The organism is Demequina sp. NBRC 110051 (genome assembly GCF_002090055.1).
GTDB lineage: Bacteria > Actinomycetota > Actinomycetes > Actinomycetales > Demequinaceae > Demequina.
In genome coordinates, this window is the sequence record NZ_BBRH01000013.1 from 101595 (window position 1) to 120725 (window position 19131).

At 70.1% G+C, this 19131-nt stretch carries 19 protein-coding genes; 7 read left to right on the plus strand and 12 right to left on the minus strand.

The features are described from left to right. Nucleotides 1-10: 10 nt before the first annotated feature. Nucleotides 11-1738 carry an AMP-binding protein gene (locus B7K20_RS07960; protein WP_084101996.1) on the plus strand — a complete coding sequence of 576 codons (1728 nt, stop codon included), beginning with the start codon at nt 11-13 and terminating at the stop codon, nt 1736-1738. A 210-nt stretch (nt 1739-1948) separates the two neighbouring features. Here B7K20_RS07960 and B7K20_RS07965 read toward each other — a convergent pair whose 3' ends face one another. Continuing rightward, nucleotides 1949-3148: a diguanylate cyclase gene (locus tag B7K20_RS07965; protein ID WP_084101997.1), complete on the minus strand. Its 1200-nt coding sequence runs from the start codon at nt 3146-3148 to the stop codon at nt 1949-1951. 82 nt (nt 3149-3230) lie between these two features. Between B7K20_RS07965 and B7K20_RS07970 the strand changes: the two genes are divergently transcribed. Together B7K20_RS07970 and B7K20_RS07975 are read left to right on the plus strand one after the other, a co-directional pair. Next, nucleotides 3231-3641: a DUF1801 domain-containing protein gene (locus tag B7K20_RS07970; RefSeq protein ID WP_084101998.1), complete on the plus strand. Its 411-nt coding sequence runs from the start codon at nt 3231-3233 to the stop codon at nt 3639-3641. Between the two features lie 10 nt (nt 3642-3651). Continuing rightward, complete coding sequence (locus B7K20_RS07975; protein WP_084101999.1) at nt 3652-4215, plus strand: DUF4865 family protein; 564 nt, start codon at nt 3652-3654, stop codon at nt 4213-4215. Between the two features lie 15 nt (nt 4216-4230). Here B7K20_RS07975 and der read toward each other — a convergent pair whose 3' ends face one another. Genes der through B7K20_RS08030 form a run of 11 tightly spaced genes read right to left on the minus strand, consistent with a single transcriptional unit; the run spans nt 4231 to nt 13547 of the window. Then, a complete protein-coding gene (der, locus tag B7K20_RS07980) occupies nt 4231-5751 on the minus strand; it encodes a ribosome biogenesis GTPase Der (RefSeq protein WP_084102000.1) in 1521 nt (506 codons plus the stop codon). After that, complete coding sequence (locus B7K20_RS07985; protein ID WP_084102001.1) at nt 5748-6434, minus strand: 1-acyl-sn-glycerol-3-phosphate acyltransferase; 687 nt, start codon at nt 6432-6434, stop codon at nt 5748-5750. The genes der and B7K20_RS07985 overlap by 4 nt, the downstream gene beginning before the upstream one ends. Further along, on the minus strand, nt 6431-7108 hold the full coding sequence (gene cmk / locus B7K20_RS07990; RefSeq protein ID WP_084102002.1) for a (d)CMP kinase: 678 nt from the start codon (nt 7106-7108) through the stop codon (nt 6431-6433). Before cmk ends, B7K20_RS07985 begins: the two co-directional genes overlap by 4 nt. After that, nucleotides 7105-8181 carry a prephenate dehydrogenase gene (locus B7K20_RS07995; protein WP_234985766.1) on the minus strand — a complete coding sequence of 359 codons (1077 nt, stop codon included), beginning with the start codon at nt 8179-8181 and terminating at the stop codon, nt 7105-7107. Before B7K20_RS07995 ends, cmk begins: the two co-directional genes overlap by 4 nt. Continuing rightward, nucleotides 8178-8540, minus strand: a complete 363-nt coding sequence (gene aroH / locus B7K20_RS08000) for a chorismate mutase (RefSeq protein ID WP_084102003.1) — start codon at nt 8538-8540, stop codon at nt 8178-8180. The genes B7K20_RS07995 and aroH overlap by 4 nt, the downstream gene beginning before the upstream one ends. Before the next feature lie 53 nt (nt 8541-8593). Then, entirely contained in the window at nt 8594-9340 is a 747-nt protein-coding gene (locus tag B7K20_RS08005; protein WP_084102004.1) for a pseudouridine synthase, read from the minus strand. Continuing rightward, nucleotides 9340-9885: an SMC-Scp complex subunit ScpB gene (gene scpB, locus B7K20_RS08010; protein ID WP_084102005.1), complete on the minus strand. Its 546-nt coding sequence runs from the start codon at nt 9883-9885 to the stop codon at nt 9340-9342. Before scpB ends, B7K20_RS08005 begins: the two co-directional genes overlap by 1 nt. Next, nucleotides 9878-10771: a ScpA family protein gene (locus tag B7K20_RS08015; RefSeq protein ID WP_371327875.1), complete on the minus strand. Its 894-nt coding sequence runs from the start codon at nt 10769-10771 to the stop codon at nt 9878-9880. The genes scpB and B7K20_RS08015 overlap by 8 nt, the downstream gene beginning before the upstream one ends. A 5-nt stretch (nt 10772-10776) precedes the next feature. Continuing rightward, the gene (locus B7K20_RS08020) at nt 10777-11673 is read right to left on the minus strand and encodes an AAA family ATPase (RefSeq protein WP_084102007.1); all 897 of its coding nucleotides are present in this window, start codon (nt 11671-11673) and stop codon (nt 10777-10779) included. After that, on the minus strand, nt 11624-12568 hold the full coding sequence (locus tag B7K20_RS08025; protein ID WP_084102008.1) for a site-specific tyrosine recombinase XerD: 945 nt from the start codon (nt 12566-12568) through the stop codon (nt 11624-11626). The genes B7K20_RS08020 and B7K20_RS08025 overlap by 50 nt, the downstream gene beginning before the upstream one ends. Before the next feature lie 13 nt (nt 12569-12581). Beyond that, nucleotides 12582-13547, minus strand: a complete 966-nt coding sequence (locus B7K20_RS08030) for a heme o synthase (protein ID WP_084102009.1) — start codon at nt 13545-13547, stop codon at nt 12582-12584. A gap of 207 nt (nt 13548-13754) precedes the next feature. Between B7K20_RS08030 and tkt the strand changes: the two genes are divergently transcribed. The 4 genes from tkt to pgl all read left to right on the plus strand — a co-directional run bounded on the left by tkt (nt 13755) and on the right by pgl (nt 19074). Beyond that, nucleotides 13755-15821 (plus strand): transketolase, encoded by a 2067-nt coding sequence (gene tkt, locus B7K20_RS08035; RefSeq protein WP_084102010.1) that lies wholly within the window; start codon nt 13755-13757, stop codon nt 15819-15821. 111 nt (nt 15822-15932) lie between these two features. After that, the gene (gene zwf, locus B7K20_RS08040) at nt 15933-17453 is read left to right on the plus strand and encodes a glucose-6-phosphate dehydrogenase (RefSeq protein WP_084102011.1); all 1521 of its coding nucleotides are present in this window, start codon (nt 15933-15935) and stop codon (nt 17451-17453) included. Continuing rightward, nucleotides 17450-18364, plus strand: a complete 915-nt coding sequence (locus B7K20_RS08045; RefSeq protein WP_084102012.1) for a glucose-6-phosphate dehydrogenase assembly protein OpcA — start codon at nt 17450-17452, stop codon at nt 18362-18364. The genes zwf and B7K20_RS08045 overlap by 4 nt, the downstream gene beginning before the upstream one ends. Next, a complete protein-coding gene (gene pgl / locus B7K20_RS08050; protein ID WP_084102013.1) occupies nt 18364-19074 on the plus strand; it encodes a 6-phosphogluconolactonase in 711 nt (236 codons plus the stop codon). Before B7K20_RS08045 ends, pgl begins: the two co-directional genes overlap by 1 nt. Nucleotides 19075-19131 lie beyond the last annotated feature (57 nt).

Genomic DNA, 19131 nt, shown 5'->3' on the forward strand with positions numbered 1-19131 from the left:
GGAGATGCAGATGCCCACCCCCGCCCCCGTCCCCGCCGACATCGACCCCGTCGGCGACGCCACTCGCCCCTGGTTCGAGCACTACCCCCCGGGCGTCGCCCCCAAGATCTCGGCGCCGTCCGAGCGCTCCCTCGGAGAACTCGCGCGCTCGGCCGCGCAGCGTTTCGGCGAGCGCACCGCCTTCTCCAACCTCGGCGGCACCCTGTCCTTCCGGGAGGTGGACGACGCCGCCACGCGCATCGCCTCGTACCTCCAGCACGAGCTGGGTCTTGTCAAGGGTGACCGGATTGTGCTGCAGATGCCCAACCTGCTGCAGTACCCCGTCGCCCTCTATGGCGCGCTGCGTGCCGGGCTCATCGTCGTCAACGCCAATCCGCTCTACACCGCGGCCGAGCTCGCCGCGGTCGTCAAGGACGCCGAGCCGCGAGCGATGATCGTGTTGGCCAACTTCGCCGACAAGGCCGCGAAAGTGATTCCGGACTCGACTATCGAGCACGTCATCCTCACCCAGGCCGGGGACATGCTGCCTCAGCCCAAGCGCACCATCGTGAACCTCGTCGCCAAGCACGTGAAGAAGATGGTGCCCGAGTACGACCTGCCGCAGGCCTTGCCCTTCCGTGCCCTCCTGTCAGGCGACCCCACCCGCTTTGCCGACCCCGGCATCGGCCCCGAGGACCTCGCCTTCCTCCAATACACCGGCGGCACGACCGGCGGCACCAAGGCCGCCATGCTCACCCACTGGAACCTGCTGGCGAACCAGGAGCAGTTCATCGGCCAGATGCGCGCCGTCCTCGACTCGGACTCGACGGTGATCGCGGCCCTGCCGCTGTATCACGTGTTCGCGCTGACGGTGAATTGCATCGGCTTCTTCCGCCTGGGCGGGCACAACGTGCTCATCACCAACCCGCGCGACATCCCCGCCTTCGTCAAGACCATCGACCAGTCCCGCCCGCATGCGCTGGTCTTGGTGTCGACGCTCGCGGGCGCGCTGCTGGAGAACGACGAGTTCGCGAAGGCCGACCTGTCCCGGCTGCGAATCTCGGTCGCCGGTGGCATGGCGCTGCGCTCGGCGGTCGCGAACCGCTGGCACGAGGTCACAGGCACGCACATGGTCGAGGGCTACGGCCTCACCGAGGCATCGCCTGTGGTGTCGGTCAACCCCACGCATCTGCCTCCGCGCATCGGCACCATCGGCGTGCCCCTGCCGTCGACAGACGTGCGGATCCTGACCGAGGACGGCGACGAGGCGCCCCTAGGCGAGCCGGGTGAGCTCGCGGTGCGCGGCCCGCAGGTGATGAGGGGCTATTGGCGCAACGACGAGGAGACGGCGGGCGTCCTCACCGACGACGGCTGGCTACTGACCGGCGACATTGCCACGCGCGACGAGACGGGGTACTTCTCGATCGTGGACCGCAAGAAGGAGATCATCGTCGTCTCGGGCTTCAACGTGTACCCGGGCGACGTCGAGGACGCGGCCATGCTGCATCCCAAGGTGCTCGAGGCCGGCGCTATCCCCGTCGCGGATGAGCACGCCGGCGAGGTGCCCAAGCTCTTCGTGGTGCGCCGCGACCCCTCGCTCACCGAGGACGAGCTCGCGGCGTTCCTGCGCGAACGGCTCACCGGCTACAAGCGCCCGCGCCACATCGAATTCCTCGAAGAGCTACCGAAGACGAACGTGGGCAAGGTGCTGCGCCGCGCGCTCAGGGAGCGCGAAGAGGGGCACGTCACCCTGGGCTAGCGTGGGCGTCAGCGCCATCGATGTCGGGGGTCACCCGTAGCGTGGCAATCATGACGAGCTACGGACGGGACTTTGACCTCCTGCACAAGGAGATGGCCAAGCAGACGGCGCTGCTCGCGCAGATCCTGGCCACACTCCAACAGATCCGCGCAGACTCCGCGCGCCGTTGACCTGGCCCACGCTCGTCCCGCGCCGCGCCGCGCCGCGTCGTCAGGCTGACGCGCTCGGACGCTCGTCCGCGCCGTCGACCACCACGGTGTCACGACCGGCCTGCTTGGCGCGATACATGGCGGCGTCCGCACGCTCCACGACCGACTCGACGGTGTCGCGTTCGCGCACGTGCGAGACTCCGTAGCTCACGGTCGTCGCGGGTAGCCGATCGGTGCGCAGAAGCCAGGTCAGGCGGTCGTTAAGCTCGTCCATGCGTCGACGCGCACCCTCGGCGTCGACACCGATCAGCGCCAGCGCGAACTCCTCGCCCCCCAGGCGGCCGGCGATCTCACCTCGCCGCAGCACATCGGCCATCGCGGTACCGAAGGCCAGCAGCACCGCATCGCCCACCGCATGACCGCGAGAGTCGTTGATCGCCTTGAAGTGGTCGATGTCGGCCACCACGATCGCGACGCTGTCGCCCGACCGCACCCTGTTGTCGACCAGCGCCCGCGCTCCATCCATCCAGGCCGAGCGTCCCAGCACATGTGTGAGGTCGTCGTGCGCCACCTGGCGCCGCAGTTCCTGCGTGCGCTGGTCATAGCCCAGCGCGGAGACCGTGAAGGTCACGGCGACGAGGCATACCTGCAGCACGATGGTGGTTGTTCCGCTACCCGCCACCGCATTGAACAAAGGTGATTCGGGTCCCCATGCCACAAACAACACCGCACGCACCGCGTAGAAGGCGCTGAGCAGGCTCGCCGCCACGCCCGACACGAACGATGCCACGAGAGCTTCTTGGTCATTCCTGCGATCGGGACGGAAACGACGATCGCGCCAGACCACCCACATATCCCAGGCTCCGAGACCGAAGCAGGTCGACATGACGGCGAAGAGCAGCCCGTTGCCTGCCCACGTATTGGTCGCGGGAGAGTCGAGGAACGCGAGAGCTGTGACCACGACGGCCGCCAGGGCCATCACGCGGATCGACGATGATCGGCCTCGTAGGGAGCGGGTCGCAAACCACATCGAAAACGCGGCGCACACCGCCATCCCGCTTGCGAGTGGATTGGCGATGGCTTGCCAGCGCGTTCCGTCGAGCAAGAAGAGCACAGGGCTGGCGGTCGACCAGAGAAGGGAGACCGTCCACCACCCCGCGAACGCCGACCGAGTGGGGCGATAGACGCCCGCCCAGAACAGCGCGAGGACCACGAAAGAGACAATGCCGAGTGTGATCCGAAGGGTCATCACATCGAGCACGAACGAACTTTACCCGGACCCCTTCCGTTCGCTCCAGTACGACGTGACGCACATCACTGTCCGAATGCCTACGCTGGGTTGCATGTCCGAGAACAAGACGCAGCCCACTGGCGTGCCCGTCGACACATTCTTGGCGACTGTCTCACATGAGCGCCGGCGTTCAGAAGGCGCAGTGCTCGTGGCGCTGATGTCCGAGGTCACCGGCGAACCCGCCATGATGTGGGGACCGAGCATCATCGGCTTCGGCAGCTACCACTACCGGTACGCCTCGGGGCGCGAGGGCGACATGCCTCGCGTGGGCTTCTCGCCGCGCGCCGCACAGCTGGCGTTCTACGGACTCCAGGATCACCCGGCCTCGCCCGCTCTGCTCGACGCCCTTGGCCCTCACACCACCGGCGCCTCGTGCGTATACGTCAAGCGCCTCGACGCCGTCGACCTCGAGGTGCTGCGCGACCTGGTCGACCTCGGCTATCAGGCCAACGCGAGTCAGTAGGCTTCAGCGCATGATCGCCATGCGCTACTCCATCGCCCTGCCCCGCGACTACGACATGGCGGTGATCCGCCGCCGCATCGCCGAGCGCGGGCACGCGCTCGACGAGTATGACGGCCTGGCCCTCAAGGCCTACTGCCTGAGCGAGGCGGGCGTGGCCGGCGCGACGGAGAACGTCTATGCCCCGTTCTACGTGTGGGCGAACACCTCGCGCATGACGCGTTTCCTGTGGGGAGGCGACGGCTTCGAAGGCATCGAACGCGACTTCGGCCGCCCGCGCGTAGATGTGTGGCCCATCGCGAGCCTGCACCTGAACGCCGCAGGCGCCAAGGGCGCGACCACCGCCGTCATGACGCGCACCGCCGCCACCCCGGGAGAATCGTGGGCCGATGCCGCGGACAGGCTCCGTACCGAGGCGAACGCGGCCGCCCTTCGCAAGGACGCTCGCGCCGCGGCGCGAGCGATCGACACGGCCACCGGCGACGTGATCGGCTTCGACCTGCTCACGGCCGCCCCGCGGCGCACCACCGGCACGGTGTACGAGGTCGCCCACGTCAGCGCGCCCACGCGCGGTTAGGCCGCGGGCAAGGCGCTAGCGCTTGCGTGCCCGCTTCTCGCGCACACGCACCGAGATCTGGATGGGCGTTCCTTCGAAGCCGAACGCCTCACGCAGGCGGCGCTCGATGAATCGCCGGTACGTGGGCTCGAGGAAACCGCTGGCGAAGATCACGAAGCGGGGCGGGCGGTTGGAGGCCTGCGTCGCGAACAGGATCTTGGGCTGCTTGCCCGAGCGCACCGGGTGCGGGTGCTCGGCGACCAGCTCGCCGAGGAACGAGTTGAGCCGGCCGGTCGAGATGCGCTGGTCCCAGGAACCCAGCGCGAGGTCGATCGAGGGCACCAGGCGGTTGGTGTGCCAGCCGGTGCGCGCCGAGAGGTTCACACGCGGCGCCCAGGTGAGCTGCACCAGGTCCTTCTCGATGGAGCGCTCAAGCAGGAACCGCTCGTCCTCGCCCACCAGGTCCCACTTGTTGAAGACCAGCACGAGCGCCTTGCCGGACTCGACCACCTGGGTGATGACGCGGGTGTCCTGCTCGGTCAGGGGCGTGGAGGCGTCGAGCAGCACGAGCGCAACCTCGGTGCGGTCGATCGCGGCGCCGGTGCGCAGCGACGCGTAGAAGTCGGCGCCCTTGGTCTGGTGCACGCGGCGGCGGATGCCCGCTGTGTCGACGAGGGTCCAACGACGGTCGCCGATCTCGACGACCTCGTCGACGGGGTCGCGGGTGGTGCCCGCTTCCTCGTTGACGACCACGCGGTTCTCGCCCGCGAGCTGGTTCAGCAGCGAGCTCTTGCCCACGTTGGGGCGGCCCACGAGCGCAATGCGGCGCGGAGCGTCGGGGTCGATCTCGACCTGCGGCATCTCGGTGGGAAGCGCCGCGACGGCGGCGTCGAGCAGGTCGCCCGTGCCACGCCCGTGCAGGGCCGAGACCGGGTAGGGCTCGCCGAGCCCCAGGTTCCACAGCGCCGCGGCCTCGAGCTCACCCTGAGGGCCGTCCACCTTGTTGGCGACCAGCACCACGGGCTTCTTGGAGGCCCGCAGCAGGCGCACCACGTGCTCGTCGGAGGCGGTGGCACCCACGGTCGCGTCGACCACGAACAGGACGGCGTCGGCCATGTCGATCGCGACCTCGGCCTGCTGCGCGACGGACAGGTCCAGTCCCTGTACCTTCGCCTCCCAGCCGCCGGTGTCCATGAGCATGAAGTCGCGGCCGGCCCATTCCGCGCGGTACGAGACGCGGTCGCGTGTCACACCAGGGGTGTCCTCGACCACGGCGAGGCGCTTGCCTATGATGCGGTTCACCAGCGTCGACTTGCCGACGTTGGGACGGCCGATGATCGCGAGGGTCGGCAGTGCCTCCTCGGTGTCGACGGGCTCCTCGCCCGCAAGGGTCGCGAGGTCGTCGTCGGTCAGTTCATAGGCGTCGAGGCCCGCGCGCAGCGCGGCCTCGCGCACCTCGTCGAGGCTCTCTTCGGGGTCGGATGGCACCTGCAGGGGCGCGGGCACGTCCTCGAGGCCGCGGTACCCAGTGTCGCCGTAATCCTGCTCGTCGGTCATGGTGTCTCCTTGGGATTCGCTTCCGCGTCGTCGGGCAGCGTGAGGTCGGTGGTGGCGAGCGTCCTGTCGATGCGCTCACGGAGGGCCTCAGCGAGCTGCGCCTGCGCCGCCTCCTGACGGGCGCGGCCCCGCAGCCCGTCGGGCAGGTCCAGTGCGAACGGCTCGCCGAACTCCACGAGGATACGCCGTCCCGGGCGCGGCCACACGCCGGTGGGCTCGCCCGTGTGCCGGGTTCCCACGAGTGCGGTCGGCACGAGGGGCGCCCCCGACTGAATGGCGAGCCATGCCGCGCCACCCTGCACGGCATCGGCCCTCCCCGCTCCCCTGGTGCCCTCGGGGAACACGCCGACCACGTCCCCGCGGCGCAGCACCGCGAGGGCCTGGGCCAGCGCGTCACGGCCCGAGTCGACCACCTCGATCTGCTGGGCGCCCCTGAGCAGCGCCCCCAGCACGCCGTGGAACATGTGCGAGCCGATCAGAAAATGCGAGCCGCGCGGGATGATGCCGTGCAACACGGGTCCGTCGATGAGGCCCACGTGGTTGCCAATCAGCACGACGGGACCGGTGCGCGGCAGGTGCTCGAGCCCGCGCACCTCGGTGCGCCACAGCCCCTTGGCAAGCGCGCGCCCCACCCACCGGGACCAGCGCGGTCCCCAGCGGCTCGGGACGCGCGCGTCGCTCACGCGCTGGCCTCGGCGGCGCGCTCCAGCACGGCCTGCACCGCCTCCTCGATGGTGAGGTCGGTGGTGTCGAGCGTGAGGACTCCGTCGGCGGCCTCGTGGAAGCTCACCACGGTCGCGTCCTTCTTGTCGCGTCCCAGGACGGCCTCACGCACGGTCGCGACATCGGCGCCCTCGCCCGCACGGCGCGCCACGCGGACCTCGTCGTCGGCCGTCATGAGGATGCGCACGTCGGCCTCGGGGGCGATCACGGTCGTGATGTCGCGGCCCTCCACGACCACGCCCTTACCGCCCGAGCGGCCACCCTCGACCTCCGCGGCGATGACGTCGCGCTGCATCTGCTGCAGGATCGGGCGCGCCTCCAGGTTCGTGGCGACCTTCGACACCGTCAGGGCCACGGTGTCGGTGCGGATGAGCGCGGACACGTCCTCATCGTCGAGCAGGATGCGCGGGTTCGCGGGGTCGAGGACCAGTTCAACGTTCATGGTGGCGACCATGGCGGCGACGTCGGACGTGACCGTGAAGTCCACGCCCTCGCGCAGGCACGCGAGCGTGGCGACGCGGTACGTGGCGCCCGTGTCGAAATAGGCCAGGCCCAGGCGGCGCGCAACCTCACGGGAGACGGTGGACTTTCCGGTGCCCGCGGGCCCGTCGATGGCGATGACGATTCCGGTCATGATGAAGCAATCTCCCAGTGTTGTGCGATGAGCGCGTCCACCAGCGCGGGCGCGCTCTCGGGCAGGACGTGCAAGGTGGTGAGACCCACGGGCTGGCGCGGCGAGTGCTCGATGGTGATGTCCTCGACGTTGACGGCGGCCGAGGCGGCGTCGGTGAGCAGCCGCAGCAGCTGTCCCGGGCTGTCGGGAACGATGACGGTGACCGGCACCCAGTCGCGGGTGGCGCCGCCGTGCTTGCCAGGGATGCGCGCGACCTCCATGCGACCACGCTCGATGAGGTCGGTGAGCGCCTCGCCGATGTCGTCGGCGTCCCTCACATCCTCGAGGTCGGCGATGATGTGCTCGAGCGTCGCAATCAGGGAGTGCGAGTTGAGCCGGGCGATGTCGGCCCACATGGCGGGCTCCGACGCGGCAATGCGCGTGACGTCTCTGAGGCCCTGCCCTGCGAGGGCGACATCGTCCGCCTGGAGCGGACCGAGCGCGGCGGCGACGGCGGAGGCGGCCACCTGCGGCGCGTGGGACACGCGTGCGACCGCCGCGTCGTGTGCCTCGGCCTCCATCTCGACGACATCGGCCTGCAGGGTCCGCGCGACGGCGGCCACGAGCGCCACCGCCGAACGCGGGGCGCTGCCGGCGCACACCACCCACGGGCGCGCCTTGAACAGGTCGCCCTGCGCGGCCCGGCCGCCCGAGGTCTCACGCCCGGCCATGGGATGCGAGCCCACGTAGCGTTCCGCCAAGCCGGCTGTGGCCGCGGCCCGCGCGAGCGGGCCCTTGACCGACGCCACGTCGGTGACCACCGCCTGAGGCCAGGTGCGCAGGGAGGTGACCACGGCATCGGCCGCGGCTGAGGGTGGGACGGCAACAATGACCAGATCGGGACGAGGGGCATCCCCCGCCAGCGCGCGCCCGGCACCAATCGCGTGGGCGAGGCGCTCGGCCTGCGGGTCGGCGTCGGAGATCGTCACGTCCCAGCCCTCGGCGGTGAGACCGATACCGATGGACGCTCCGATCAGGCCGACGCCCACGATGTGGACGCGGGCGCTCTGCGCGCCGCCTTCCAGGGCGGTCACTGCGCGATGTCCCTGCGCAGGCGCACCGCCTCGTGAAGATAGGTGTGCTTGACCTCGGAGCGCGGCACCTCGACCTCCGCGTGCATCATCACGCGCACCACGAGCGGCAGCGCGGTCGGCACCGCCATCTCGACGGCGCACATGAGCGGGACGTCGGCGAATCCCATCTCGCGCGCCGCGGCCGCCGGGAAGTCGGAGACGATGTCGGGCGTGCAGGTGAAGAACACGGAGATGACGTCGTCAGGGGTGAGGCTGTTCGCCTCGAGCATCTGCGCGACCAGCTCCTGGGTGCGTGCGTGCAGGTGGTCCTTGGCGTCGCCCTCGAGCGAGGTGGCTCCGCGAATCGCTCGGGTCGTCATGGCGACCATCGTATCGGGACGCGCCCGTGTGCCGGACGCGGACCGGGAGCCCTCTACAGCCCCGCGGCCTTCATGAGCGAGCCGAGCTCCTCGCGAGTGAGGCGGCGCAGCTCGCCGGGACCCAAATTGCCCAGGGTGATGGGGCCAAACCGCGTGCGCACCAGGTCCACCACGGGGAAACCCACCTTGTCGAACATGCGACGCACAATGCGGTTGCGGCCCTCGTGCAGCTCGACCTCGACCAGCGAGTGGCCGTTGGAAACGTCGAGGATCTGGCACGAGGCGACGCGGACGGGGCCGTCCTCGAGGTCCACGCCCGCCCTCAGGCGCGTGCCCAGGTTTGCAGGCACCGCGCCCACCACCTTGGCGATGTACACCTTGGACACTCCGTGAGTGGGGTGCGCCAGGCGGTTCGCGAGTTCTCCGTCGTTGGTGAGCAGCAGGACACCGGTGGTCTCGGCGTCGAGCCGGCCCACGTGAAACAGGCGCTCGGGGAAGTCGCGCACGTATTCGTCGAGCGCCGGCCGGCCCTGCGGGTCGGACATCGTCGAGACCACGCCGCGCGGCTTATTGAGCACGACCGTGACGGCGTCGTCGTCCACCGAGATGCGCTGGCCCTTGACCTCGATCACGACCTCGGAGGGATTGACGCGCACGCCCAGCTGGTCGACGACCTCGCCGTTGACCTTCACGAGCCCACGCTCGATGAGCACCTCGCACTTGCGGCGCGAGCCCACGCCGGCTGCGGCGAGCACCTTTTGCAGTCGCACCCCTTCGGGGCGGTGAATCTCGAGGTCCATCAGCGGCCCTCCCCATCGATGTCGGCAAGGTCGGGCAAGTACGGAGCGAGCTCGGGCAGGTCGTCGAGCGATCCGAGCCCCATGCGCTCCAGGAATTCGGTGGTGGTGCCGTATTGCAGTGCGCCGGAGACCTCGCCTACCTCGGTGACGAGCCCGCGCGCCGCGAGGGTCTTCATGACCGAGTCGACGTTGACGCCGCGCACCTGGGAGACCTGTCCACGCGTGACGGGCTGGCGGTAGGCCACCACCGCGAGGGTCTCGAGCGCGGCCTGCGACAGCCGCGCGGACTGGCCGTCGACCACGAAGGCACCCACGGCATCGGCGTACACCCTGGACGAATAGATGCGCCAGCGCTCCTCGACCTCGCGCAGCTCGAAGCCGCGCGGACGGTCCGGGTGGGCATACTCGTCGCGCAGGGCGTGGAGCGTGTCGATGACCTGCGGCGCGGGGACGTCGAGCGCCGCGGCGATGTCCGCGGGCGCGACGGGCTCGTCGACGACCATGAGGATCGCCTCGATCGCGCCCGCGATGTGTGTGTCAGCCATCTGCTCCCGGCTTTCCTTCCGTGGCACTGTCGTCGCCAGCGGCGGCCTCGTCGAATTCGTCGGAGACCTCGACCTGGTCGGCGCCGCCGGTCCACCTAACCGTCAGCTCGCCGAGAGAGCGTACCTGGTCGAACGCCACCACCGCCTCCCGGAACAGCTCCAGCAGCGCGAGGAAGCGGGCCACCACGATGTTGACATGATCCGCGTCGCGCACCAGGGAGCGGAACGTCATGACGTGCTCACGCTGGAGCCGGCTCGTGACGACCGCAGCCTGCTCGCGCACCGACACGGCCGGGGCGTGCAGGTGCGCGAGGCTCACGCCCGTCTCGTTCGCCTTGGGCTGCAGCGCATGGGCCGCGAGGCGGGCGAGCTGGTCGGGGGTCACCGACCACACGAGTTCGGGCAGCAGCATCGCGAAGTGCGGCTCGAGCGGCACGTCGCGCGGGATGCACCGGGGTGCCTGCAGCATCTGGTCGAGGCTGCCGGCGACGGCCTTGAACGCGCGATACTGCAGCAGGCGGGCGAACAGCAGGTCGCGGGCCTCGAGCAGCTCCAGGTCCTCGAGGTCGTCCACCTCGCCCTGCGGCAGCAGCCGCGCCGCCTTGAGGTCGAGGAGCGTGGCCGCGACCACGAGGAACTCCGACGCCTGCGACAGGTCCCAGTCCTTGTCGCCCCCGCCGATGATCGCGAGGAATTCGTCGGTCACGCGCGCGAGGGCCACGTCCGTGATCTCCATCTCGTGCTTCGAGATGAGGCTCAGGAGCAGGTCAAAGGGGCCCTCGAAGTTGTCCAGGTGGACGGAGAAAGCGTCACTCTTGACGGCCGATGCCGTGGCCGGCTCCTCGACGGCCGTCGCCGTCGTCCCGGGCGAGGGTTCACCCGACACGTGCGTCAGGCCGCGACGCCGCGAGCGACGAGCTCTCGGGCGAGCTGGCGGTAGGCGTGGGCGCCCGCGTGCTGCGGCGCGAAGGTCGTGATGGGCTCGGCGGCCACCGAGGCGTCGGGGAACTTCACCGTGCGGTGGATCATCGTCTCCGTGACCCTGTCGCCAAAGCCGTGACGCACGCTCTCGACGACCTCCTGCGAGTGAAGCGTGCGGCCGTCGTACAGCGTGGGGATGATCGCGTCGATGGTCAGGCGCGGGTTGAGCCGGTCCTGCACCTTGGTGATGGTCTCGACGAGCAGGGCCACGCCGCGCATCGCGAAGTACTCGCTGGCAAGCGGGATGATGACACCGTGCGCGGCGACCAGGGCGTTGACCGTGAGCAGGCCCAGCGACGGCTGGCAGTCGATGAGGATGACGTCGTAGTCGTCCTCGACTCCGCGCAGCGCGCGATCGAGCGTGGACTCTCGCGCGACCTCTCCCACCAGCTGTACCTCGGCCGCCGACAGGTCGATGTTGGCCGGCATCAGGTCGAGGTTGGCGACATTGGTGGGCACGATGACGTCCTCGGCCTTGACCGAGGACCGCATCAGCAGGTCGTAGATGGTGAGCTCTGCCTCATTGGGGTTGATCCCGAGTCCGGCCGAGGCCGCCCCCTGCGGGTCGAAGTCGACGACCAAGACCTTCCGCCCGTACTCCGCGAGCGAGGCCGCGAGGTTGACGGTGGTCGTGGTCTTGCCCACGCCGCCCTTCTGGTTGCACAGCGCGACCACGCGCGCGGGACCGTGGCTGGCAAGGGGTGCGGGCTCAGGGAAGTCGGTCACGTGCCACACCTTACCGCCGGTCGCGGGGCGCTCAGCGGCGGGCACGCGGGTGGCTGGTGGCGTAGACCTCACGCAACGCATCCTGGGTGACCGCGGTATAGATCTGCGTTGTCGTCACTGACGCATGACCCAGCAGCTCTTGCACCACGCGCACGTCCGCCCCGCCCGACAGCAGATGCGTGGCAAACGAGTGTCTCAGCGTGTGGGGCGAGACGTCGGCGACGCCGGCGCGCTCCGAGGCGGCCTTCAGGATCGTCCACGCGCTCTGGCGCGACAGCCGGCCGCCGCGCGTGTTGAGGAACAGTGCGGGGGTACCCGCCCCCGCCTGCGCCAGCGGGGAGCGCGCGCGCACCAGGTAGGCGTGGAGCTCTCGCGCGGCGTAGCCCCCGATGGGCACCACCCTCTCCTTGCGGCCCTTGCCGCGCAGCAGGACCGCCTCTTCTCCCTCGGTCAGCGTGACGTCGTCGACGTCGAGTCCCACGGCCTCCGAGATGCGCGCGCCCGTTGCATACACGAGCTCGAGCAGCGCACGGTCGCGCAGCGGTGCGGGCCCCTCTCCCGAGGACGCGGCTTCGAGGATCGCCTCGACGTGCCCCGTCGAGATGGCCTTCGGAAGCCGCTGCGGGATCGCGCGCGGCTTCACCTCGCTCGAGGCATCGATGGTGCTCCAGCCCTCGGCGAGCGCAAAGCGATGCCAGCCGCGTACCGCCACGACCGTGCGGGAGGCCGATGCCGGCGCGAGCGGCCGCCCCCCGTCGCTTCCCGTACCGATCGCCTGGGCAAAGTCCGCGACGTCCGAGCGGGTCACCTCGCCCATGGCGGCGCGCTCGCGCGCCGTCAGGAAGCGGCAATAGCGGGCGAGGTCGCGACGATAGGCGGCGAGCGTGTTGGTGCTCAGCCCGCGCTCGACGGCCACGTGAGCGAGGTAGGCCTCGCGGGCCTCGTCGATGCCGATCCCGGCGTCGTTGCCTGTCACTGGTGCTGCCGGCTTAGCCGGCCCAGACGGTCAGGGCCTCCGGCAGGAACGGGTCCACCATGATGGCCGCGAACACGACCGTCAGGTACGTGATCGAGTCGTGGAACAGGCGCATCTCGCGCAGCTTGGCCTCGTCGCGCTGGGCGCGGCGGTACAGACGGACGCAGCCGGTCATGAACCAGGCACCGGCCGCGGCGGCCACGCCGGCGTAGACCCACGTCATGCCGCCTACCGGGATGAGGACCAGGGTCGTCACGACCATCGCGGCCGCGTAGCCGATCATCTCGATCGCCACGCGGCGGCTGCTCGCGAGCACCGGCAACATGGGGACCTCGGCGCGCGCGTAGTCGCGCTTGAACTTCATCGACAGCGGCCAGTAGTGCGGCGGCGTCCAGAAGAAGATGATGAGGAACAGCAGCACGGGGGTCCACGACAGCGACTGCGTGACCGCGGCCCACCCGATGAGCACCGGCATGCAGCCCGCGGCGCCGCCCCACACGATGTTCTGCGCGGTGCGGCGCTTGAGGATCATCGTGTAGACCACGACGTAGCCGACGATGGCGGCCACCGATAGCACCGATGCGAGGGGCGAGCCCACGACCACCCAGAACCACGCGGTCGACACGACGGCGAGGACCGAGGCGAAGGTGAGCGCCTCCGAGGGGGTCACCTTTCCGGTGACGAGCGGGCGTCCCTTGGTCCGGTTCATCACGGCGTCGATGTCGCGGTCCAAATACATGTTGTAGGCATTCGCGGAGCCCGCGGACAGGTAGCCGCCCACCACGGTGCTGAGCAGCAGCGTCCACGACGGGAAGCCGTCGGCGGCGAGGATCATCGCGGGCACGGTCGTCACCAGCAGCAGCTCGATGATGCGCGGCTTGGTGAGGGCGACGTACGCCTTGATCTTGTCCCCCGCTGAGATGCGCGACGAACCGGGAGCGCTCGCGCGGCGGGACGCGGCAGACGTAGCCTGGGACATGCGCTCCATGGTACCCGTGTAGGCCGCGACGGCGGACGAGCCGCGCGCGGCCGTCGCCCCGTGCCACGCGGGGCCCCGATGACACCGAGATGTCTGACGCCTCACCGCCTCCTGAACGGGCGCGTGAAGTCGCCCCGATGAGCATCGAGGCACCCGGGACGCCGGTAGGCTGGCGGGGAACCATCTCACGATTCATGGGAGAAATCTGTGACCGTCACCTGGACCGATGCCGACCGCCGCGCCGTTGACACGTTGCGCGTGCTTGCCGCCGACGCCGTAGAGAAGGTTGGCAACGGGCACCCCGGCACCGCCATCTCGCTCGCGCCCGCCGCGTATCTGCTTTTTCAGAACGTCATGCGCCACGACCCCTCGGACTCGTCGTGGCTGGGCCGCGACCGCTTTGTGCTGTCCGCGGGCCACTCGTCGCTGACGCTGTACCTGCAGCTGTTCGCCTCCGGCTATGACCTGGACCTCGACGACCTCAAGGCGCTGCGCACCGAAGGCTCGCGCACCCCCGGTCACCCTGAGTACGGCCACACCGACGGCGTGGAGATCACCACCGGCCCCCTCGGCACCGGCATCGCCTCGTCCGTGGGCATGGCGATGGCCGCCCGCAAGGAGCGCGGCCTGCTCGACCCCGAGGCCGCCCCCGGCACCTCGCCGTTCGACCACCACGTGTACGTCATCGCCGGTGACGGCTGCCTGCAGGAGGGCGTCTCGTCCGAGGCCTCCTCGCTCGCGGGAACCCAGGAGCTGGGCAACCTCGTCGTCATCTGGGACGACAACCGCATCTCGATCGAGCACGAGACCGACATCTCGTTCACCGAGGACGTCATGGCCCGCTACGAGGCCTACGGCTGGCACACCCAGCACGTGAACTGGATCACCGAGGACGGCGGCTACGAGGAGAACCCCGGCGCCCTCTACGACGCCATCGAGGCCGCGAAGGCCGAGACCGGCAAGCCCTCGATCATCCGCCTGTCGACCATCATCGGTTGGCCCTCGCCCACCAAGCAGAACACCGGCGGCGTGCACGGCTCGGCGCTCGGCGCCACGGAGGTCGCTGGCCTCAAGGAGGTGCTCGGTTTCGACCCCGAGCAGTCCTTCGTGGTCGAGCCCGAGATCCTCGACCACATGCACAAGGTCAAGGAGCGCGGCCAGGCCGCCCACTCCGAGTGGAACGCCGACCTCGCCCGCTGGGAGGCGGAGAACCCCGAGCGCGCCGCGCTGCTCGCCCGCCTGTCGAAGCGTGAGCTTCCCGAGGGCTGGGACGAGGCACTGCCGTCGTTCGAGGTGGGCTCGAAGGTGGCGACCCGTGCCGCCTCCGGCAAGGTGCTGAGCGCCCTCGCCCCCGTGCTGCCCGAGCTGTGGGGCGGCTCGGCCGACCTCGCCGGCTCGAACAACACCACGATGGACGGCGAGCCGTCCTTCATCCCGCCGCGCCGCTCGACCCACTCCTGGCCCGACGCCCAGTGGTACGGCCGCACCATGCACTTCGGCATCCGCGAGTTCGGCATGGGCGCGATCCTTAACGGCATCACGCTGCACGGCCTGACCCGCACGTACGGCGGCACGTTCCTGGTGTTCTCGGACTACATGCGCGCGTCGGTGCGTCTCGCCGCGCTCATGCGTATCCCCACCACGTTCGTGTGGACGCACGACTCCGTGGGCCTGGGTGAGGACGGCCCCACCCACCAGCCGATCGAGCACATCGCGACGCTGCGTGCGATCCCCGGCCTCGACGTGGTCCGCCCCGCGGACGCGAACGAGACCGCGGCCGCGTGGAAGGCGATCCTCGAGACCACGGACCGTCCGTCCGCGATCATCCTGTCGCGCCAGAACCTGCCCGTGCTCGAGGGCACGTCGGCCGAGGGAGTCGCCAAGGGCGCCTACGTCCTCGCCGGCGAGGGCGAGGAGGCCGATGTGGTCATCGTCGCCACCGGTTCCGAGGTTTCCGTCGCCCTGGGTGCGCGTGAGCTGCTCGCGGCCGACGGCGTGAAGGCTCGCGTCGTGTCGATGCCGTCGCGTGAGCGCTTCGAGCGCCAGGACGCCGAGTACCGCGAGTCGGTGCTCCCCGCGGCACTCAAGGCCCGCGTCACCGTCGAGGCCGGCTCGCGCCTGGGCTGGACCGAGATTGCCGGCGACGCCGGTCGCACGGTGTCGGTGGACCACTTCGGTGAGTCGGCCGACGGCGCGCTCCTGCTCGCGAAGTACGGCTTCACCGCCGAGAACGTGGCCGCTCAGGCCCGCGAGTCGCTGGCCGCCGCCAAGTGACCGCCGGGAGTGCGGTGAGGCGAGCATCCCTCGCCTCACCGCACTCCCTCACCACCCCCTCCCCCGGAACACACGCGGCGAGTCCCGTCCCGCCGCGACGTAAGGACTGACATGGTCAATCCGCTGCGCGACCCGCGCGACCGCCGCCTTCCCCGCATCGCGGGCTCCTGTGGCCTGGTGATGTTTGGCGTCACCGGCGACCTCGCCCGCAAGAAGCTCATGCCCGCGGTCTACGACCTCGCCAACCGAGGCCTGCTTCCCCCCGCCTTCGCGCTGACTGGCTTCGCCCGGCGAGAGTGGGACCGTGAGGACTTCGAGAAGGTCGTCTACGACTCCGTCAAGAAGCACGCCCGCACGCCCTTCCGCGAGGAGACCTGGAAGCAGCTCGCGGAGGGCATCCGCTTCGTCCAGGGCACCTTCGACGATCCGGACGCCTTCCGCCGCCTGCGCGAGACCGTCGAGAAGCTCGACGAACGCCGCGGCACCGGCGGCAATCACGCCTTCTACCTGTCCATCCCGCCTTCGGCCTTCCCCCAGGTGTTGACGCAGCTGCGCGACTCTGGACTGTCGGATGCGAAGGACGATGCCTGGCGCCGCGTGGTGATCGAGAAGCCCTTCGGCCAGGACCTCGTCACCGCCAACGAGCTCGACGGCGTTGTCTCCGAGGTGTTCCCGCCGGACTCCGTGTTCCGCATCGACCACTATCTGGGCAAGGAGACGGTCCAGAACCTCCTCGCGCTGCGCTTCGCGAACCAGCTGTTCGAGCCCATCTGGAACAGCCAGTACGTGGACCACGTCCAGATCACCATGGCCGAAGACATCGGCATCGGCTCGCGTGCGGGCTACTACGACGGCATCGGCCAGGCCCGCGACGTCATCCAGAACCACCTCCTGCAGCTTTTCGCCCTGACCGCCATGGAGGAGCCCGCGACGTTCGACGCGGACGACCTGCGCGGCGAGAAGGAGAAGGTGCTGCGCGCGGCGAAGCTCCCCGACGACCTCGACGCCAACACGGCCCGCGGCCAGTACGCCGCAGGCTGGCGCGGTGGCGAGCAGGTGGGCGGATACCTCGACGAGGACGACATCTCGTCCGACTCGATTACCGAAACCTACGCCGCTATCCGGCTCGACGTCCCCAACCGTCGTTGGGCCGGTACGCCGTTCTACCTGCGCGCGGGCAAGCGCCTGGGCCGTCGCGTCACCGAGATCGCGCTGGTCTTCAAGAAGGCCCCGAGCCCCTACTTCCAGGACATCGAGGGCACCGAGGCGGGCAACAACGCGCTCGTCATCCGCGTGCAGCCCGACGAGGGAGTGACCCTGCGGTTCGGGTCCAAGGTGCCCGGCTCGCAGATGGAAGTGCGCGACGTCACCATGGACTTTGGCTACGGCAACGCCTTCACCGAGTCCTCGCCCGAGGCCTACGAGCGCCTCATCCTCGACGTCCTGCTGGGCGACCCGCCGCTGTTCCCGCGGCACGAGGAGGTCGCGCTGTCGTGGAAGCTGCTGGACCCCGTCATCGCCCATTGGGAGGGCTCGGGAACCCAGCCGGAGCAGTACCGCTCGGGCACGTGGGGCCCGGCGAGCGCCGACGCCATGTTGGCCAAGGACGGACGCGTCTGGAGGCGCCCATGATCATCGACCTGCCCCGTACCTCCATCTCGGAGATCAACAAGCGCCTGGTGCAGTCGCGCAAGGACTTCGGTGTCATCACGCTCGGACGCGTCCTGACTCTCGTGATCGACGCCACCGATGCTGACGTCGAGGACGCCATCACGACCGCGAACGTCGCCTCGCGTGAACACCCCTGCCGCATCATCGTCATCGCGCCGCACGACGGCGACGAGGGCACCCTCGACGCCGAGCTGCGCGTGGGCGGCGACGCCGGCGCCTCCGAGGTGGTGGTCCTGCGCCCCTCGCGTGTCCAGGCCGAGCACGGCGACACGCTCGTCATGCCGCTGCTGCTGCCCGACGTCCCGATCGTGGCCTGGTGGCCCGCGGCGGTGCCCGCCGACCCCGGTGCATCAAGCATGGGACGGATGGCGTCGCGCCGCATCACCGACTCGAAGGGCGAGGCCGACCCGGTGGGCGTGCTGCGCCACCTTGCCGAGCACTACCAGCCCGGCGACACCGACCTGGCCTGGACGCGCGTGACCCGCTGGCGCGCGCTCCTTGCCGCCGCGCTCGAGCAGGTTGCGGACCAGCGCGTGACGAAGGCCCGCCTGCACGGCGACACCGGTAGCCCCTCGATCCTGCTGCTGGGCGCCTGGCTCCAGGGCACCTTGGGGTGCGAGTTCGAGGCGACGTACGCCGACGACGTGCGCGGCCTCCAGTCGATCGTGCTCGAGACCCCGTCGGGGGAGATCGGTATCGCCCGGCCCGACGGCCACAACGCGACCCTCACCCAGCCCGGCCAGCCCGAGCACACCATCGCGCTTCCCGCGCGGACCCTGGGCGACTGCCTGGCCGAGGAGCTGCGCCGCCTGGACGACGACCCCGTCTACGGCGAGGCGCTGCGACGCTGGGCCGGAGCGGAGTCCGCCTGATGAGGCAGGTCATCGTCCACGCGGATGCCGACGCCGTGGCGCAGGCCACCGGCGCCCGCCTGCTCCTGGCCCTGGGCGACGCCGTGGCCCTGCGCGGACGAGCCGACGCCGTGCTCACCGGCGGCACCGTCGGCATCGCCCTCCTCGAGGCCGCGGCCGCCTCGCCTCTCGCGGCGACCGTCGACTGGACCAGCGTGCACCTGTGGTGGGGCGACGAGCGTTTTGTCCCCGCCGGAGACGCGGATCGCAATGAGGGACAGGCACAGGACGCGCTCCTGCACGCACTGCCCTTACCCGAGGAGAACATCCACCGCATGGGCGCGAGCGACCACTTCGCGACCGCGGAGGACGCCGCCGCCGACTACGCGCGCGAGATCGCCGAGGCCGGCACACCCGCATGGGACGTGCTGCTGCTGGGCCTCGGCCCCGACGCCCACGTCGCCTCGCTGTTCCCCGGTCACCCTGTCTTCGAGGGCCCCGACGCGGAGACGCACGCGGTGCACGACTCCCCCAAGCCGCCGCCCACGCGCGTGTCGCTGGGCCTGGGCAGCATCAACCGCGCACGCGAGGTGTGGGTCGTCGCCGCGGGCCAGGGCAAGGCGACAGCCGTGCGTGACTCCCTGCGCCGCTCGGGCGTTCCCGGCGGTGCCGTCGACGGCACCGAACGCACCCTGTGGCTCGTGGACGCTGCGGCGACCACCACGCTGTAGCCAGCCACGGCATCGGCCGTAGACAAGGAAGGGCGGGGCCATCGTTGGCCCCGCCCT

Coding starts and splice junctions, on each gene's coding strand:
- B7K20_RS07975 (WP_084101999.1), top strand. CDS start 3,652: ATGATCGCCATGCGCTACTCCATCGCCCTGCCCCGCGACTACGACATG.
- aroH (WP_084102003.1), bottom strand. CDS start 8,540: ATGACGACCCGAGCGATTCGCGGAGCCACCTCGCTCGAGGGCGACGCC.
- B7K20_RS08045 (WP_084102012.1), top strand. CDS start 17,450: ATGATCATCGACCTGCCCCGTACCTCCATCTCGGAGATCAACAAGCGC.
- B7K20_RS07970 (WP_084101998.1), top strand. CDS start 3,231: ATGTCCGAGAACAAGACGCAGCCCACTGGCGTGCCCGTCGACACATTC.
- zwf (WP_084102011.1), top strand. CDS start 15,933: ATGGTCAATCCGCTGCGCGACCCGCGCGACCGCCGCCTTCCCCGCATC.
- der (WP_084102000.1), bottom strand. CDS start 5,751: ATGACCGACGAGCAGGATTACGGCGACACTGGGTACCGCGGCCTCGAG.
- B7K20_RS07960 (WP_084101996.1), top strand. CDS start 11: ATGCCCACCCCCGCCCCCGTCCCCGCCGACATCGACCCCGTCGGCGAC.
- pgl (WP_084102013.1), top strand. CDS start 18,364: ATGAGGCAGGTCATCGTCCACGCGGATGCCGACGCCGTGGCGCAGGCC.
- B7K20_RS08020 (WP_084102007.1), bottom strand. CDS start 11,673: ATGCGTTGCGTGAGGTCTACGCCACCAGCCACCCGCGTGCCCGCCGCT.
- B7K20_RS08030 (WP_084102009.1), bottom strand. CDS start 13,547: ATGTCCCAGGCTACGTCTGCCGCGTCCCGCCGCGCGAGCGCTCCCGGT.
- cmk (WP_084102002.1), bottom strand. CDS start 7,108: ATGACCGGAATCGTCATCGCCATCGACGGGCCCGCGGGCACCGGAAAG.
- B7K20_RS08005 (WP_084102004.1), bottom strand. CDS start 9,340: ATGGACCTCGAGATTCACCGCCCCGAAGGGGTGCGACTGCAAAAGGTG.
- scpB (WP_084102005.1), bottom strand. CDS start 9,885: ATGGCTGACACACACATCGCGGGCGCGATCGAGGCGATCCTCATGGTC.